We start from the raw sequence: 15677 nt of genomic DNA on the forward strand, positions 1-15677 counted from the left end.
TTCACCCTGCTCTTTGGTATGCGAACTGTTCTATGACACCCTCAGTACAGCCTAGTTATCATCGGCGCGACCGAGCGCGGGTTGCTGTCGCGGATCGTCCGTGGCTCGCTCGTCTTCGAGACGATCGACCCCTCGAGACACCCGTCCTCCTGACCGAACGGCCGTCGTCTCGGTCGCTCCGGGAACGGCTGTTCGCTCGACGGTAACGTCCGGTCGCCGATCCGATCCGATTCCGTCGACGGAAACCTTTTCGGCTCTCTGCGCCGACGGAGCGCACATGGGTTCCGCCAGTCCCTCGCTCGCGACCGTTCGAGAGGTCGTCGAGTCACTCGGACCGCCGGGAACGCCGGTGACGACCGCCGAAGTCGCCGCGGAGTTCGACTGCACCGCCCGGACCGTCTACAACAAGTTGGACGCACTGGTCGAGGACGGTGCCATCGAGACGAAAAAGGTCGGCGCTCGCGGCCGCGTCTGGTGGCAGCCGCCGTCCGCAGTCGGTGGATCGGGTGACCGAGGGCCGGCCACCGGATCGACGGCGCGAGCGGATCGGGTCAGGCGGCGACTCGAAGAGGAGCGCGACATGTTCGCCGACGGCCCGGCGGTCGTCTTCCGGTGGACGCCCGACGCCGACGCGGGGTGGCCCGTCGAGTACGTCACCGAGAACGTCGAGGACGTCCTAGGGTACACGCCCGAAGCGTTCGTGTCGGGCGCGGTCACGTACGCCGACCTGTTGCTGGACGAGGACGCCGATCGGGTCGCGCGGGAGGTCGAAACCCACACCGAGCGGATGGCCGACCGGTTCAGCCACGACCCCTACCGAGTGCGGACCCGGGACGGGGAGACGAAGTGGGTCGAGGACACGACGAAGATCGTCCGCGACGACGACGGAGAGGTCGTCAACTACCTGGGGTATCTGATCGACATCACCGAGCGAAAGTGCAACGAGGTAGCACTCCAGCGGACGAACGACGCCCTCCACCGTCTCACGGAGGCGAGTCGGGAGCTCCTGAACACCGACACGGCGGCGTTCGACCGTCGCGCGGCGGCGGTCACCGAAGCCGTCCTCGACGTCGACCACGCGACGGTGTGGCGATACGACGGGGACACGGGCGAACTCCTCGCGGAGACGACGGACGACACATCCGGAACGGTGGCGGAGCGGTCCCCCCGCACCGACTGGCTCGCCGATCCGGTCCGGGAAGCGTTCCTCGCGAACGAGGTCGACGTCGTGCACGACGTCGACGAGGACGGCTCGACACTGGGAAGTTACGTGCTCCTCCCACTGGGACGACACGGGGTGGTCTGTGCCGGATCGACCGACCCAGACCGGTTCGACCGCCGGTGGCTCGATCTCGCGGAGACGCTCGGGGCGACGATCGAGGCGGCGTGGGACCGTGTCGAAAGTGAGCGGCGACTGGCCGATCGAAACGACAAACTCCAGGCGCTCGACCGGTTGAACAGCCTGATCCGCGAAATCGATCAGGCGCTGGTGGAGGCCGACACCGTCGACGCGATCGACGAAGCCGTCTGTGAGACACTGGCGGCGGCCGACGAGTACGCGTTCGCGTGGATCGGCGAGCGCGACCTAGAGAGCGGGGCGGTCGTCCCGCGGGAGTGGGCCGGCGTCGACGAGGGGTATCTCCGGAGCCTCGAGATCGGAACGGGAGCGTCGGGGATCGAGCCGGATCCGATCGCCGCCGCCCTGGAGCGGCGGGAGGTACAGGTCGTCTCCGATGTCGCCATCGACTCCCGGGCGACGGCCTGGCGGGACGCGACCCTGGAACGTGGGGCGCGTTCGTGTATCGCCATTCCACTCGTGTACAACGAGTCGCTGTGTGGCGTCCTGGCAGTGTACTCCGATCGCCCCCAACCCGACGGACGGGACCACACCGTTCTGACTGAACTGGGGGAGACGATCGCTCACGCCATCGACGCGGTCGAGACCAAGCGGACGCTGTTGACCGACGACGTCACCGAGGTGACGGTAGCGATACGGGACGCCGGCAACCCCTTCGTGGCCCTCTCGCGAGCCACGGGAGGAGAGCTCGAATTCGACGGGCTCGTCCCTCGACACGACGGCGGAAGTCGGCTGTTCTGGACGGCCCGGGACGTCGCCACCGGGGACGTGTGCGACGCGGCACGGAGCCACCCGGACGTCACGGAGATCGCCGCCCGTCGCGACGACGCGGACTCCCTATTCGACGCGAGTGTCGCCGGCCCGACCGTCGTGTCGCGTGTCGTCGACGGCGGTGGCGTCGTCCGCTCGCTCACCGCCGCGCCCGAGGGAACGGTCTCCGCCGTCGTCGACCTTCCCACGTCGACGACCGTTCGATCGTTCGTCGAACACCTGCGAACCGTCTACCCGGAGGTCGACCTCGTGAAACGACGGACACGGGACCGACCGATCGCGACACGCCGGGATCTGCGAGAGTCGCTCGCGGACCGCCTCACCGACCGACAATGGGAGGTCCTCGAAACCGCGTATCAGGGTGGCTTCTTCGAATCCCCCCGCGTCCGAACCGGCGAGGAGTTGGCCGAGACACTGGGTATCGCACCGTCGACGTTCTCCTACCACCTCCGGGAGGCGGAGCGGCGGCTCTCGGCGTTCGTGTTCGAGCGTGTCTGAGCCAGCGATTCGAACTATTTCGATGCGCGGCCGACAAGAGTCGAATTATTTCGGGAGCATCCTTTCCAATACGCATTCGGCTACTAGTAGCCGGTATCGAATGACACAACGAACAGTCGACTCGTCGCTGGATGTAACGTTCGACGTACTCGGGGACGGATACCGTCGACGGCTGTTGGTCACCCTGTCGGAGCGGGAGCCACGGCACGCGACGGATGCTCTCGACTCCGCCGAGAACGCCGAGGCGCGAATCGACGTCCGACACCGGCACCTCCCGAAACTCGTCGATGCGGGGTTCGTCGAGTGGGACCGGGAGACGGACGAACTGTGGCGTGGGAAACACTTCGACGAGGTACGCCCACTGCTCGAACTGCTGTCGACCGACGACGACGACGACCGGCTCTGATCGGTTCGTCGGGCGCCGGGTGTTTCGGTCCCCTGCGGTCCGTGGGTCCTTTTGGAGACCGGACACGCGTGACTCGGCGCGGCGGCGAGGCTGGGCGCCGGTCGGGTATCGACGAAATCAGGAATCCGTGAGCGTTACTTCGGGACGTAGTCGCAGGCGTCGTCGCGACCACCTTCACAGAGTCGTTCGAGCGTGTTGCAGGCTCGGTCGTTGCCGTCGGTGCATTCCTCTTGGAGCAGCGCCATGTCTTCTTGTTTCATTGTTTCCTCGTACCATGTTAACGAGTACCATGTATTATATATCTGCCGGTCCCTCGCGACGGTGGTGCAGGAGCGGCCGAGAGTACAGTCGCTCGCGACGAGAATGAATGTGGACGACGGGTTTGCCCGGCGTTCCAATCCGGGGAGTCCCGGTCGCCTCCTCCACCCCGCGATCCGTCGAGCGACGGGCGTCCGGCGGTGGGCTGCTCGCTTCCGCGCCTGGCCCGATGTCGCCGGCGAACCACGACGGAGCGTCCCTGCGGACGCGCGCCGTGGACCGCTGTCCCCGAAGGACGAGGCTTCCACGTTGGCTCCCGAGGCCCGAACCGGTCTGACCGGACGCCCCCGAGTTCGGTCCCCGCTGAAGACCGTAGTGCGGGTTGCGAGCAGGGCCTAACTGCCCGACCTAGTCCGTCCCGACGTACGCCAGTTCGTCTTAAGGGCCTTTCGACTCGGCGCGCCGTCCCGTGGTCAGGACGCCAGCACCGACCGGGCGTACAGTGCGGCCGCGAGGGGGACGACGGCCGTCGCAGCGACGACGATCCAGCGGTGGTCGGTGATCCACGATCCGGGGTATCCGAAGAGCGGGTCGAGCGATACCGACAGCGCCCACACGAGCGCGATCAGGAGGGCGACGACGCCGATGGCGAGGGCGATGCCAGCCGCAGTCGTCGGGTCGGTTCGACCGCGGATCCCGGCGAGGAACACGACGACACCCACCAGCGCCAGGAAGACCAGTCCCCAGACCCCGAGGGGACCGGCGGCGTAGTACCGCCCGAGTGCGGCCCCCCATCCGGAGGCGGTCACGTAGGGGAGGACGAGCGAGACGACGACCGCGACACAGCCGGCGATACCCAGCGCGGCGGCGGCCTGCTCGGTGCGCATACCCGTTCGTGATTCCGCCGAGCGGTTAAATGGCCCGCGTTCGCTCGACCGTGGCGGCGTCGATGAGCAAGGAATTTAGTCGCTGGCCGCCCACGTCGTGGTAACGTGACGGATATTCACACCAACCAGCGCGTCGCGGTGCTCGCGGACGCGCAGAACCTATATCACTCCGCACAGAGTCTCTACTCTCGGAACATCGACTACTCGGCCCTGCTGTCGAAGGCAGCCTCGGACCGGGAACTCGTCCGTGCCATCGCCTACGTCATCCGGGCGGACTCCCCCGAGGAGGAGCGCTTCTTCGAGGCGCTCCAGGATATCGGCTTCGAGACGAAGATCAAGAATATCAAGACGTTCGGCGACGGGAGCAAGAAGGCCGACTGGGACGTGGGGATCAGCCTCGACGCCGTGACGCTCGCGAACCACGTCGACGTCGTCGTGTTGTGTACCGGCGACGGCGACTTCTCACGCCTCTGTTCGCACCTGCGTCACGAGGGGGTTCGCGTCGAAGTGATGGCGTTTGGCTCCTCGACGGCCGACGAACTCGTCGCCGCCGCGGACTCCTTCCTCGACCTGGCCGAACGCGAAGAGACGTTCCTACTCTAAGTCGTCCGCACCGAGGACGCGCTCCTCGACGGATCGCCCGTGCCGTCGGTAGAAGGCGGTCGCGTAGGTGTGTCGGAACGCGAAGAAGAGTGCCGTCGTCGCCACCGACACCAGCGAGATGGCGACGATTTCGGGCGTGGATAGGCCCAGTTCCATCCCGCCGGCGAACAGGTCCCCGAGCGGCGGCGCCGCGCTTTCGTTCCCACCGGGACCCATCCCGCCGCCGAAGGGGTTGGGTTCGGATGAGGGCTCACCTCCGCCCACCGGTTCCGAATCGCTCGTGAGCGTTTGGTAGCCGACGAATCCGGTGATCGGGAGTGCGGCGAGACTCCCCAGTACGAACGTGATGGCCGAGTATCCCAGCGTGCTGAGGAGGTTGTTCCGGACGAACGAGACGCTCTCGGTGATGCCGCCGACGGGACCCGCCTCGTCGACGACGACGGCCACGGGGTAGAACTGGATCAGGAAGAGGACGGCGACGTAGACGAGCATGAGCAGGACGACGACGGCGACCCCGACGAAGAAGACCGGGCCGCCGCCCGCGGACCCGACGACCATCGCGAGCACGGCGGCGATGAGGAAGACGATTCCGAACGTCAACTGGATGCCGACCTCGAGGATCGTCGCGAGCAGGAGGTCGACGTATCGATCCTTGCCAACGGCCGTCAGATCGGCGAGCGACGACTCGCCGTCGAGCGCCGACTGCGCCATCCCGACGACGCCCGCGACGACGAAGGGCGTCACGAAGAACGTGAGCAACTGGAGCAGGGCGGGGACTATTGGGACGCCGGCCAACTGTAGGGCGCGTTGCGGGAGGAGCACCAGCGCGTAGACGAGTGCGCCGAGGACGACGACGGGATTGCGCGAGAGCGCGTCGACCGCCGTTCGGAGGGACCCGGTGGCTGTCATACCCATGACGGGGCGCAGCCATCACATAAAGGTGGTGTGTCGACCACCGGCCTCCCAGCACTGAACTATACGTGGCTGTGTCTTCAACGGGGTGTTATGTCCGCCCTCGACGCCGACTCCACGCCCGAGTTCGACCCCGGCCGGCGGGAACACGATCACCCTCGTCCGCCACACGGCGGAACTCGGACGGAGACGCCGGCTCCCGAGACACCGATCGCACTCGGTGCCGGCGTCCGGACCCCGGTGGCGGCGGTCGGGGTCGCTAGGAACGGCACGGCGTGCCTCGCCTTCCAGCGTTCCCTAGTGGGTCGTCCGCAACCATGACCGACGAGACGGTGTCCGGAACTGCGGACACGATGCGGGCACGGGCCGACGACAGCGGATCGATACTCTGGCTCCTGTTGCGTGCGGATCGTCTCCTCGTCGCCGCCGGCCTGACTCTCACCGTCTTCGTCGGATTCGTGGTCGCGGTCGACGCCGTCGTCCCCTCTTTCGCCACCCGCGTCGAGTCGGGTGATCCGATCGAGACGATATTTTCGACGATGATCTCCGTCGTCGTCACCGGCACGACGCTCGTCGTCACGATCGGACAACTCGTCCTCACGCAGGAGAACGGCCCACTCGGAGACCAGCGCGGACGCATGGACGGTGCGATGGAGTTCCGACGGGACGCCGAGGCGCTGCTCGACTCGCCGGTGTCCGCGGAGCCCTCGGCGTTTCTCGGCGACCTGGTCGGTGCCGCCACAGACCGATCACAGGCTCTCCGGCAGTCCACCGACGCCGCCAGCACCGACACCGGGAGCGATCCCGACGTTCTGACGGAACTCGACGCGTTCACCGAAAGCGTCGTGGAGAACGCCGACAACGTTCGTGGACGGCTCGACGGCGCGCAGTTCGGCACCTTCGACGTGCTGTTCGCTGCCCTCGACTTCGACTACGGCCCGAAGATCGCCCGGATCGAACGTCTCGTCGACGCCCACGACGACGCACTCACCGCCCACCAGCGTGAGATGCTCGACGAACTGAAGGCGACGCTGTCGCTGTTCGGCCCCGCCCGTGAACACGTCAAGACGCTGTACTTCCAGTGGGCGCTGATCGAACTCTCGCGACGGATCCTCTACGCGGCGATCCCTGCCCTGATCGTCGCGAGCGTCGCACTCGTCGGCGTCGACGCCGGCACCGCACCCGGACACACCCTCGGAGTGGACCACCTCGTCGTCGTCGTGGGTGGCGCGTTCGCCGTGACGCTCGTCCCCTTCATGCTGTTCGTCGCCTACATCCTCCGGATCCTCACCGTCGCCGAGCGGACGCTCGCCATCGGACCACTGATCCTCCGGGACTCGTGATCGTCGCTGCCCGTAGACCGAGACACGGTCGTCGCGCCGCTTGGCCCGCACCGACGGAAGTCATACCCCGGTGAAGACCGTCAGTACCGTATGGAGCTCCACCACGTCCGGCGTGGCGCGGGCGAACCGCTCGTCCTCGTCCACGGTCTGGGCGGCAGTTGGCGCACGTGGGACCCCGTCATCGACGAACTGGCCGCCGACCGCGACGTGATCGCGGTCGACCTCCCCGGGCACGGCGAGACGCCACCTCCGCCCGGCGAGACGTCGATCGACGGCCTCGCCGACGCGGTCGAGTCGTTCCTCGGCGACGAGGGCCTCAAGGGCGTCGACGTGGTCGGCAACTCGATGGGCGGACGGCTCGTCCTCGAACTCGCCCGCCGCGGTGCCGTCGGCGCGACGGTGGCACTCGCTCCCGGTGGCTTCTGGGAAGGGTGGGAGCGACACTTCTTCTACGCGACGCTCGCCCCCTCCATCCGACTCGTCCGCCTCCTCCAGCCCGTGATGGGTCGGATCACGGACAGCGCCGTGGGCCGAACGCTACTCTTGCTCCAACTCTCGGCCCGACCGTGGGACCTGCCGCCCGACGTTGCCCGGGAGGAGATGCGGACCTTCGCCGACTCTCCCTCGTTCGACGAACTCCTGTACGGGCTTGCCTTCGGCCCCGGCCAATCCGGGAGCGACTCCACGCCCGGACCGGTCGTGATCGGGTGGGGACGCTCGGATCGGGTCACCCTTCCCAGGCAGGCGAAGCGGGCGGCAGCTCGCTTCCCCGAGGCGCGCTTTCACTGGTTCGAGGACGCCGGCCACTACCCCCACTGGGACGCCCCCGCGGAGGCCGTCGACCTGATCCTCACGGCGACCGGCGACGACGCGTGACCGGTCATCAGGTCCGGAATCACGCCCGTTCGTGGTCGGCGAACGGCGCGCGGGAGACCCGGAGTCGCGGCTCTCGGTCGCCGAGTACCAGTTCGTCGTGTTCGCCCAGCGTGTGACGACCCGCCCGCGGAACTGTCGGCGACTACCCTCGAACACGAGTGTGGCGGCGCGTTCGAAAGCGCCGTCGTCCCCGAAGGCGCAGTGGTGCGAAACTCCACGAGGACGGTGTTATTCCAGCCAGATCTCTCTGGCCTCCTCCTTCAGACGCTCGTGACGTTCCTCCACGTTATCGGGAGTCCACTCGTCGTACGCTTCAAGCTCGTTCACGAGTGGGAAATCGCTCTTTTTCTTGAAGTATTCCTCGTATTTCTCGGCGAACGGCTTGTTACTCACCTTGTAATTCTTCCGTCCGTTGAGCGGCACGAGGTTCCCCATGCGGTCGGTCCACGTGTCCCGCCAGTGGTCGTCGTCGAATCGACTCAGCCAATAGTCGTTGTTTGGCGTCTGTGGCAGGACGTGTTCGATGGTGACGTTGTTTCCATACTCCACCTTCGAGTTGCGGTTATCGAATCGTTCGCCGTTGATGCGCATCAGGATGTACTTTGGCCACTGGTAGTTGCCTTTGCGATAGAAGTTGTTGAGGTCCAGCGCACTCTCGAACGCGTCACTCTCTTCTCCGACGTTCTCGTTGAGTACCGCGAGGGACAGCACATCGTCCGGAGTCTCGGCTTCCTCGATCTCGCGGAGGAGTGCATACACGCGACTGTATCGTCCGGTGTTCGATGACCCGGTGAGCCAGTCGACAGTCAGCCGACGCTCCAGTAGTTCGACGAACGACAACAGCGCGGACTCGTCGTCGAATTTCGCGTCGAACTGGATGAGTGCGACCATCCATTCGTCCGACGGATAGAAGTCGCGCATGAGCGAAACCAGATTGTGATAATACACCTCCTCGGCGTGGGTGGACGCGTCCAACTCCGCGTCGTACACGCGATGGCGATGGACGTCGAATACCGTCTCTAGATAGTCGACGAATTTCGCTCCCCTGAACGATTCGTCTTCGGGGAAGACACGATCTTTGAACTCGTCGTAGACGGATTTCTGAGACTTCTCCTTCACGAGGATGTGGCGCATGAAGCCGATGAACCGTTCCAACCCCTCGTTACCGACCTCTTCTTCCATGTCCTCCCACTTTCGCTGGTACTCCTCGCGCTCGTCGTCGTCGTCGATGTGGCTCAAGTTCTCGGATTTCAGGAGGTCCGCATTGTTGAGAGGCATTCCACGGGCGTTCGTGACGTTGAAAAGTCGGAACGCCGAACTCAGGGAGTTCGTCGAGATGCGCACCATCACGACTCGGAGCGTGAGATACGTGGCGAAGTCGCCGAGGTCGCCGTCTTCCTCGTCTTCCCACGTGCTAAGCTCGTCGTGGAAGGTCTTGATAGCCTGTAGAATGTTCTGCTCCGGTTCCGAATCACCCGTTTCGGGTTTCGGCGCGTCTTCGGTTGCTCCTCGTGTCAAGACGTGGTCGTCAAAGAACTCCCGGTCACGTTCCCGAATTTCGAGTCGCACCGTCTCGGACTTCCCCTTTATTGGATCACTCTCCTCGTAGATGAGTCCGCCCAGCGAGTTCGCTCGGGCCTCGTCGTCGACGATATCTCTGAGAACGGCGATGAGAATCGCGAGCGAAGTCAATCGTTGTTGCCCGTCGATGATATCCGAACGTTCCCCGGAATCCTCCCCGTCGTTCAGAATGATACTGCCGAGAAAGTACGGCTCGTAGGCGCTGAGAATCCGCTTGTTCAGTTCACCCGTGTCGTCGAGTAGCGTTCCGTGTGCGTCGCGACCGACGTCGTACGCATCGGTTAGGTCGTCGATGAGGTCGACGAAGTTCTCCTCGGTCCACGAGAACGGACGCTGGAACTTCGGGATTTTGTAGTGGTAGTCGTCGTACAGTTTGTTGAGGAACTCTTCTTTCGCGTCGATTTGACTCTCGCTCATCCTCTCCGAAACAGGATCACGTCTGAGTATAGTAGTGGTGGTGAATCGTCACCCCACCGGTCGGTATCGACGGCTACTGGCGGAGACGAGCGAGCGTTTTCCCGTCACACTCTCGCAACTCGACGAGTCCGTCGTCCGCCAAATCCTCGACGAGGCCCCGCAGCCACTCCCGGCCGTACTCGCCGTCCGGCGTGTAGTCGACCCGAATCCGCGGTCCCAGTTCGTCTAGCGGGAGTTCGTCGTGTTCCCCGAGAACGCGCAAGATGCGCCCGCGGAACTGTCGACGACTCCCCTCGAAGTCGGGCTGTTCCGGCACGTCCGGTGCGGTGAAATCGCCCGTTTCGTAGGCGTGACACCAGCGGCGCCAGGGACAACCAGCCTCGTCGCACTTCGGCGTCTTGCCACAGGCCACGCCGCCGAGTTCCATGATCGCGTTGTTCCAGACGCGGGACTCGCCGTCGGGCATCAGTTCGCTCGCCGCCCGCTCGAACTCTTCGTCGTCGTCTGCGACGCCGAACGCCCGATACAGCACCCGCTTGACGTTGGTGTCGACGACGGCGTCGCCCGCGTCGAACGCGAAACTGGCCACGGCGTTGCCGGTGTAGGGACCGACGCCCATCAGTTCCTGTAACCCCTCGGGCGTCTCCGGGAACTCGCCGTCGAACTCCCCGGTCACCTGCTCGGCGGCCTCGTGGAGGTAGCGCGCGCGATTGTTGTAGCCGAGTCGCTGGTCGGTCCAGAACCCGACCACCTCGCTCCGCTCGGCTGCCGCGAGTGCGTCGACGGTCGGCCAGCGATCGAGGAACGCCTCCCACGCCTCGACGACGCGGTCGAGTTGGGTCTGCTGGCTCATCACCTCCGACACCAGGATTTCGTAGGGATCCTCGGTCCGCCGCCACGGGAACGCCCGGTGGTCGGTCTCGTACCACTCGACGAGCGCCGCGCGGACGGCGTCGACGTCGGCGTCGGAGAGGACGGCGTCCGTCTCTCCGCTCTCGCTCTCCCTTTCGCTCATTGCCGACCGATGGCGACGCGGTCGCTTAGGGATGGTGGTCGACCCCACGACGGGTGCGACCGACTCCGGCGTACTGCCGCTCGATCGGCCGAGCCGAAAGCCGTATTCCATCCCCGTGTCTTGTGCGGGCGTGAGCCTCGACGACCTCAACGCGGACGTACAGGAGGCCTACGGCGGCCTCGGAGACACGCTCGACGTCGACCTCGACCGGGAGACGCGAAACGAACTGGCGATGTTGCTCGCGGCCACCGGCGGCGACCCGGACGAACTCGTCCGGCGGGCGGTCCACTCGCTGTACCGATCGACGGTCGACACCGGTGACCTCGACTTCCACCTCCGGCAGGGGTACGACGTCACCTACGACGAGTATCTCTCCGGCGTGACCTACGACGAGATGGGCGGCGGCGGAACTTCACAGGTCGACAAGACCGACGAGCGCCGATACCAGCAGTAGTCGGCCGGCCGTCGCCGACGGGTACGGGTGTCGAACGTCGCGCCGACGACCCTCGAGTCGGGCGACTGCGGCGGAGCGGCGGAGACGCAAGTGGTATCCACCGGCCTTCGTAAGGTCGGTGCACGATGGACATCGAGATCGTCTGGGGGACCGGCGAGGGAAAGGCCACCCTGAGTGCGTTCGACGAGGCGTTGAGCGTGGGTGGGATCCACAACTACAACCTGGTCACGCTCTCGTCGGTGATTCCGGAGGGGGCGACCGTCGTCGAGCGGGGCACCCACGAGGAGCGGTGGGACGTGGGCGAACTCGTCGCCGTCGTCCTCGCCGAGAACGAATCGACGGTGGGGGACGAGACCATCGCGGCGGGGCTGGGGTGGGCAACCGCCGAGGAGGGCGGCGTCTTCTTCGAGGGGAGCGGCGAGAACGCGGCCAACGTCGAGAAGCGGATCACCCGCGGCATCGAGACGGCGAAGGGGACGCGTGACGCCTGGGCGTGGCACGACGGTATCGAGACGAAGGTCGTCGAACACACCGTCGACCGAGCCGGTTCCGTCGTCGTCTCCGCCGTCTATCGCCCGGTGTAGCCGCGTCCCTCGGCGGCAGCGGGGGGCTTTTGTGCCACGACCGCCGCGGTACGGTATGGACACCGCCGAAGTCGAGCGACTCATCGAAGCAGGTATCGAGGACGCCGAAGCGACGGTCACGATGCCTCGAGTGCCCGACGAGGACCACGAGGACGAACACTTCGCCGCCGTGGTGGTCTCGCCGGCCTTCGAGGGCCTGCCGCTGGTCCAGCAACACCAACTGGTGTACGACGCCCTCGAGGAGCACATGACGACCGACATCCACGCGATGGAGATGAAGACGTACACGCCCGAGGCGTACGAGGAACACGGTCCGGACGCGTAGCGGTAGTTTTTACGAGGCGGCTCCCGTTCGATCGCGCATGAGCGACGACCCCGACACCGATTCGGACTCGACCCACCGCGTCGAACGGGACAGCCTCGGCGAGATTCGCGTGCCCGCCGACGCCTACTGGGGGGCCCAGACCCAGCGCGCAGTCGAGAACTTCCCGATCAGCGACGAGCGGTTCGGCCGCCGGTTCGTCCGCGCACTCGGCGTCGTCAAGAAGTCGGCTGCGCTGGCCAACCGCGATTTGGGACTGGTCGACGAGGCGGTGGCCGACGCCGTCGTCGACGCCGCCGACGAGGTGATCGCGGGCGACCACGACGGCCAGTTCCCCGTCGACGTGTTCCAGACCGGGTCGGGCACGTCCTCGAACATGAACGCCAACGAGGTGATCGCCAACCGCGCCGCCGAACTGATGGGTGCCGAAGTGGGCGACCGGGTCGTCCACCCCAACGACCACGTCAACTTCGGCCAGTCCTCCAACGACGTGATCCCCACCGCGATGCACGTCGCCGCGCTGGAGGCCGTCGAGAAGGACCTGATCCCCGCCCTCGAGACGCTCGCGGCCGAACTCGACGCGAAGGCCGAGGCGTTCGACGGCGTCGTCAAGACCGGGCGCACGCACCTCCAAGACGCCACGCCGGTCCGTCTGGGCCAAGAGTTCGGCGGCTACCGAACCCAGGTCGAGAAGGGGATCGACCGCTGTGAGTCGGTCGCCCCCCGACTCGCGGAACTCGCCCTCGGCGGCACGGCGACGGGAACGGGGCTGAACACCCACCCCGACTTTCCCGAACGCGCGGCCGAGTACATCGCCGAGGAGACCGGTCTCCCCTTCCGCGAGGCCGACGACCACTTCGAGGCACAGGCTGCCCACGACACCATGGGCGAGGCCCACGGCGCGTTGCGGACGGTGGCCGGATCGCTGAACAAGATCGCGAACGACCTTCGCCTACTCGCCTCCGGTCCCCGGAACGGTCTCGGTGAGATCGAACAGCCCGAGAATCAGCCGGGGTCGTCGATCATGCCCGGCAAGATCAACCCCGTCGTCGCCGAAGCGGTCAACCAGGTCCACACGCAGGTCGTGGGCAACGACGCCGCCGTCTCGGCCGGCGCGGCGGGCGGCCAACTCGACCTCAACCTCTACAAACCCGTCGTCGCTCACAACTTCCTGCAGTCGGCCGACCTCCTCACGAACGCCGCGGAGACCTTCGCCGAGAAGTTCGTCGCGAAACTCGAGGCGAACGAAACACACTGCGAGGCGGCCGTCGAGCGGTCGATGGCGCTCGCGACGGCGCTCAACCCCGCCATCGGCTACGACAAGGCGTCGGCGGTGGCGAAGACGGCGCTGAAACAGGACAAGACCGTCCGCGAGGTGGCCGTCGAGAAGGGGTATCTCACCGAGTCGGAGGCCGACGACGTCCTCGACCCCGAACGGATGACCCACCGCGGTATCCTGAGCGCTGACGACGAGTAGCCGGCCGGATCCGGTTCGTCGGCGTGTCGCCCGCTCCCCGCCGATCACGGCCACACGAGGCCGAAACGACACGTTCATCACCGAGGCGGGGGCTCCTCGAAGCATGTCGCAACTGCACGCCTCTGCCGGCCGTGATATCCTCGTCTGCCGGAACTGTGACGCCGAGTTCCCGGAGGGTCGCGCCACGAAGGACGGCTGGACCTACGAGTGTCCGGAGTGTGGTGACGCGACCGGTCTCGGCGAGGGCCTGCGCCGCGTCTGACGGTCAGGACCGCACCCCCACCCGCACGCCGACGAGGAGCGTCGCGACGGCCGCGACGAAGACGCCGAACCCGAACCCTGGCGCGTCGCTGTCGGTCGTCCCGGTCGGGGCCTGCGTCGCCGTCGCCGTCGCCGTCGCTCCGTCGGTCGCAGTGGGTGTCGTCCCGTCGTCGACGCTCGTAACCGTCGTGACCGTCGGCCCCTCGCCCTCGACGAATGGGTGTCTGTTGGCGTCGAGTTCCGCCCCGTTCGCCATCCCGTCGCCGTCCGAGTCGACCGAGGACGCCGCGACGTAGTACCGCGGGTTCTCGGGCAACGGCGGCAGGTCGTCCGTGGTGACGTAGCGATCCAGCCACGGGCCGAGGTCCTCGTCACCGCTCGTCTCGATCACCGCCGCACGGAACGCCTCGTAGTCCTCGAACGGTTCGGACCGCCCCTCGAACACGTCCCGGAGCGACCGCTCGCCGCCGGTCCGTCGCTGGATCTGTGCGTCCAGCGCGGCGAGGACGTGTGCGCCCTTGGTGTAGTGGGCGGTGGTCCCGCGCCACGTCTCCCCATCCGCGAGGACGACCGCCCGCCGATCCGGCGCGTACTCGGTCGCGCGGAGTCCGTCGAGGAAGGCATCGTAGCTCCCAACGCCGTCGTTGAGCGAGAAGACGCGGCCGTAGTACTCCGCGGTCGCCTCGGTCAGCCACGTCGCGTCGTCCCGGCCGGTCGGCCCGAGACGGGTGTGGACGTACTCGTGGGCGAACACCGATCCGGTCCCGTCGAGGGCGAGGCCACTCGTTCCGATCCAGAACGCGGTGTCGACGGTCGCCGCCTCGATGTCCGCCGTCTCCTCCTCGCGTAGCGGCAGGACGAACACCGTCACGCGACCCCGCTGGACCCCGAGGTCGAAATGCTCGTTTGCGGTGCGGAGGAAGTCGGCCGCCTGCGTGGGGTCGGCCCCCTCGCCCCGGAGGATGAACGTCGCGTTCTCGTCGGCGACGGTCACGTCACGCCGGTCGTGTTCGCCGAGAAACGCGAGGTGACTGTCCGCGTGTCCCGGTTCACCCTCGGCCACCTCGAAGGACTTCGTCCGGATCGGGCGCTCTGGGGCCTGCACCTGCACCCGGCTGTTCGGCTCGGAGACGAGCGCCCAGTCCTCGCGTTCGACTCCGCGGACGCCGTCGGCGAGCGAGTCACTCACCGCCAACCGCAGCGAAAAGGAAGGTGACTCCGTCTCGCCGTCCCAGCGGAACCAGCCCTGCTCGCTCCGTTCGAACCCGTCCGTCTCCCCGACCGAGATACCCGAAAGCGACGTGACGGGGACGCTTACCCGGAGTTCCTCCACCGACGACGGGATGTCGTACTCGAAGGTGAGCGTCACGCTCCCCGGTTCGTCGTTGCGGGCGGCGACGGTTCGCTGGTGGAGGGTCGGCCGATCCGCCGTCTGTGGCGCGGTCGTGGCGTCCCCGTCGTCGACGGCAGTCACCCACCCCGCCTCGCCCCCGGCGTCGACGTCGGCGTCCACCTGATCGGCGTCCGTGCCGGCGGCGGTGACTCCCGGTGCGACCCCGGCGACGACGAGTAGTACCACCACGAACGCCACGAGCGTCCCGCCCCGGCGGGAGCGACTGTCTACCATGCCCGCCGTTGGGATGGGTCAATGAAGT

The 15677-nt window shown here is 66.6% G+C and carries 16 protein-coding genes, 1 other RNA gene and 1 pseudogene; 11 read left to right on the forward strand and 7 right to left on the reverse strand.

Translation table 11 applies throughout. From position 1 onward, the window contains the following. Positions 1–45 precede the first annotated feature (45 nt). From NBT81_RS17370 to NBT81_RS12660, 3 genes and pseudogenes are all read left to right on the forward strand, one after another. Positions 46–206 (forward strand): annotated as a pseudogene (locus NBT81_RS17370) (universal stress protein); the annotation flags it as partial. A gap of 71 nt (positions 207–277) precedes the next feature. Further along, on the forward strand, positions 278–2626 hold the full coding sequence (locus NBT81_RS12655) for a bacterio-opsin activator domain-containing protein (RefSeq protein WP_338739065.1): 2349 nt from the start codon (positions 278–280) through the stop codon (positions 2624–2626). Positions 2627–2726: 100 nt separating this feature from the next. Beyond that, entirely contained in the window at positions 2727–3032 is a 306-nt protein-coding gene (locus NBT81_RS12660; protein ID WP_338739067.1) for a DUF7344 domain-containing protein, read from the forward strand. A 134-nt stretch (positions 3033–3166) separates the two neighbouring features. Here the strand turns inward: NBT81_RS12660 and NBT81_RS12665 are convergent, their stop codons facing one another. From NBT81_RS12665 to NBT81_RS12675, 3 genes are all read right to left on the reverse strand, one after another. Beyond that, entirely contained in the window at positions 3167–3292 is a 126-nt protein-coding gene (locus tag NBT81_RS12665; protein WP_338739069.1) for a hypothetical protein, read from the reverse strand. A gap of 107 nt (positions 3293–3399) precedes the next feature. Next, positions 3400–3709: signal recognition particle sRNA (ffs, locus tag NBT81_RS12670), an RNA gene on the reverse strand. A 54-nt stretch (positions 3710–3763) separates the two neighbouring features. Next, positions 3764–4177, reverse strand: a complete 414-nt coding sequence (locus NBT81_RS12675; protein ID WP_338739073.1) for a DUF7548 family protein — start codon at positions 4175–4177, stop codon at positions 3764–3766. Positions 4178–4282: 105 nt separating this feature from the next. Here NBT81_RS12675 and NBT81_RS12680 point away from each other — a divergent pair, with 105 nt between their 5' ends. After that, positions 4283–4780, forward strand: coding sequence for an NYN domain-containing protein (locus NBT81_RS12680; RefSeq protein ID WP_338739075.1), 498 nt, complete (start codon positions 4283–4285; stop codon positions 4778–4780). Here the strand turns inward: NBT81_RS12680 and NBT81_RS12685 are convergent. Continuing rightward, on the reverse strand, positions 4772–5689 hold the full coding sequence (locus NBT81_RS12685) for a hypothetical protein (protein WP_338739077.1): 918 nt from the start codon (positions 5687–5689) through the stop codon (positions 4772–4774). The two genes, NBT81_RS12680 and NBT81_RS12685, sit on opposite strands and share 9 nt — an antisense overlap. Before the next feature lie 320 nt (positions 5690–6009). Here NBT81_RS12685 and NBT81_RS12690 point away from each other — a divergent pair, with 320 nt between their 5' ends. Beyond that, positions 6010–7035 carry a hypothetical protein gene (locus NBT81_RS12690; RefSeq protein WP_338739079.1) on the forward strand — a complete coding sequence of 342 codons (1026 nt, stop codon included), beginning with the start codon at positions 6010–6012 and terminating at the stop codon, positions 7033–7035. A 90-nt stretch (positions 7036–7125) separates the two neighbouring features. Further along, positions 7126–7911 carry an alpha/beta fold hydrolase gene (locus NBT81_RS12695; protein WP_338739081.1) on the forward strand — a complete coding sequence of 262 codons (786 nt, stop codon included), beginning with the start codon at positions 7126–7128 and terminating at the stop codon, positions 7909–7911. A gap of 228 nt (positions 7912–8139) precedes the next feature. On the opposite strand, the gene NBT81_RS12700 is transcribed toward NBT81_RS12695, so the two are convergent. Further along, positions 8140–9909, reverse strand: a complete 1770-nt coding sequence (locus NBT81_RS12700; protein ID WP_338739083.1) for a DUF262 domain-containing HNH endonuclease family protein — start codon at positions 9907–9909, stop codon at positions 8140–8142. Between the two features lie 73 nt (positions 9910–9982). After that, positions 9983–10924 (reverse strand): A/G-specific adenine glycosylase, encoded by a 942-nt coding sequence (locus tag NBT81_RS12705; RefSeq protein ID WP_338739085.1) that lies wholly within the window; start codon positions 10922–10924, stop codon positions 9983–9985. Between the two features lie 130 nt (positions 10925–11054). On the opposite strand from NBT81_RS12705, the gene NBT81_RS12710 reads away from it, so the two are divergent. From NBT81_RS12710 to NBT81_RS12730, 5 genes are all read left to right on the forward strand, one after another. After that, complete coding sequence (locus NBT81_RS12710; RefSeq protein WP_338739087.1) at positions 11055–11378, forward strand: hypothetical protein; 324 nt, start codon at positions 11055–11057, stop codon at positions 11376–11378. Between the two features lie 125 nt (positions 11379–11503). Further along, positions 11504–11962 (forward strand): pyruvoyl-dependent arginine decarboxylase, encoded by a 459-nt coding sequence (locus tag NBT81_RS12715; RefSeq protein ID WP_338739089.1) that lies wholly within the window; start codon positions 11504–11506, stop codon positions 11960–11962. Between the two features lie 55 nt (positions 11963–12017). Further along, the gene (locus tag NBT81_RS12720) at positions 12018–12287 is read left to right on the forward strand and encodes a BolA family protein (protein WP_338739091.1); all 270 of its coding nucleotides are present in this window, start codon (positions 12018–12020) and stop codon (positions 12285–12287) included. 37 nt (positions 12288–12324) lie between these two features. After that, positions 12325–13761, forward strand: a complete 1437-nt coding sequence (locus tag NBT81_RS12725) for a class II fumarate hydratase (RefSeq protein ID WP_338739092.1) — start codon at positions 12325–12327, stop codon at positions 13759–13761. 103 nt (positions 13762–13864) lie between these two features. Next, positions 13865–14023 (forward strand): HVO_2901 family zinc finger protein, encoded by a 159-nt coding sequence (locus tag NBT81_RS12730; protein WP_338739094.1) that lies wholly within the window; start codon positions 13865–13867, stop codon positions 14021–14023. A 3-nt stretch (positions 14024–14026) separates the two neighbouring features. Here the strand turns inward: NBT81_RS12730 and NBT81_RS12735 are convergent, their stop codons facing one another. Beyond that, positions 14027–15649, reverse strand: coding sequence for a hypothetical protein (locus NBT81_RS12735; RefSeq protein WP_338739096.1), 1623 nt, complete (start codon positions 15647–15649; stop codon positions 14027–14029). Positions 15650–15677 lie beyond the last annotated feature (28 nt).

The sequence above is a fragment of the Haloplanus sp. CK5-1 genome (assembly GCF_037201915.1).
Taxonomy (GTDB): domain Archaea; phylum Halobacteriota; class Halobacteria; order Halobacteriales; family Haloferacaceae; genus Haloplanus; species Haloplanus salilacus.

What these genes read in the sequence shown, in the direction of transcription:
- NBT81_RS12660 (WP_338739067.1), top strand. Translation starts at nt 2,727, where the DNA reads ATGACACAACGAACAGTCGACTCGTCGCTGGATGTAACGTTCGACGTA.
- NBT81_RS12665 (WP_338739069.1), bottom strand. Translation starts at nt 3,292, where the DNA reads ATGAAACAAGAAGACATGGCGCTGCTCCAAGAGGAATGCACCGACGGC.
- NBT81_RS12695 (WP_338739081.1), top strand. Translation starts at nt 7,126, where the DNA reads ATGGAGCTCCACCACGTCCGGCGTGGCGCGGGCGAACCGCTCGTCCTC.
- NBT81_RS12720 (WP_338739091.1), top strand. Translation starts at nt 12,018, where the DNA reads ATGGACACCGCCGAAGTCGAGCGACTCATCGAAGCAGGTATCGAGGAC.
- NBT81_RS12700 (WP_338739083.1), bottom strand. Translation starts at nt 9,909, where the DNA reads ATGAGCGAGAGTCAAATCGACGCGAAAGAAGAGTTCCTCAACAAACTG.
- NBT81_RS12715 (WP_338739089.1), top strand. Translation starts at nt 11,504, where the DNA reads ATGGACATCGAGATCGTCTGGGGGACCGGCGAGGGAAAGGCCACCCTG.
- NBT81_RS12705 (WP_338739085.1), bottom strand. Translation starts at nt 10,924, where the DNA reads ATGAGCGAAAGGGAGAGCGAGAGCGGAGAGACGGACGCCGTCCTCTCC.
- NBT81_RS12685 (WP_338739077.1), bottom strand. Translation starts at nt 5,689, where the DNA reads ATGACAGCCACCGGGTCCCTCCGAACGGCGGTCGACGCGCTCTCGCGC.
- NBT81_RS12725 (WP_338739092.1), top strand. Translation starts at nt 12,325, where the DNA reads ATGAGCGACGACCCCGACACCGATTCGGACTCGACCCACCGCGTCGAA.
- NBT81_RS12730 (WP_338739094.1), top strand. Translation starts at nt 13,865, where the DNA reads ATGTCGCAACTGCACGCCTCTGCCGGCCGTGATATCCTCGTCTGCCGG.
- NBT81_RS12690 (WP_338739079.1), top strand. Translation starts at nt 6,010, where the DNA reads ATGACCGACGAGACGGTGTCCGGAACTGCGGACACGATGCGGGCACGG.
- NBT81_RS12675 (WP_338739073.1), bottom strand. Translation starts at nt 4,177, where the DNA reads ATGCGCACCGAGCAGGCCGCCGCCGCGCTGGGTATCGCCGGCTGTGTC.
- NBT81_RS12735 (WP_338739096.1), bottom strand. Translation starts at nt 15,649, where the DNA reads ATGGTAGACAGTCGCTCCCGCCGGGGCGGGACGCTCGTGGCGTTCGTG.
- NBT81_RS12655 (WP_338739065.1), top strand. Translation starts at nt 278, where the DNA reads ATGGGTTCCGCCAGTCCCTCGCTCGCGACCGTTCGAGAGGTCGTCGAG.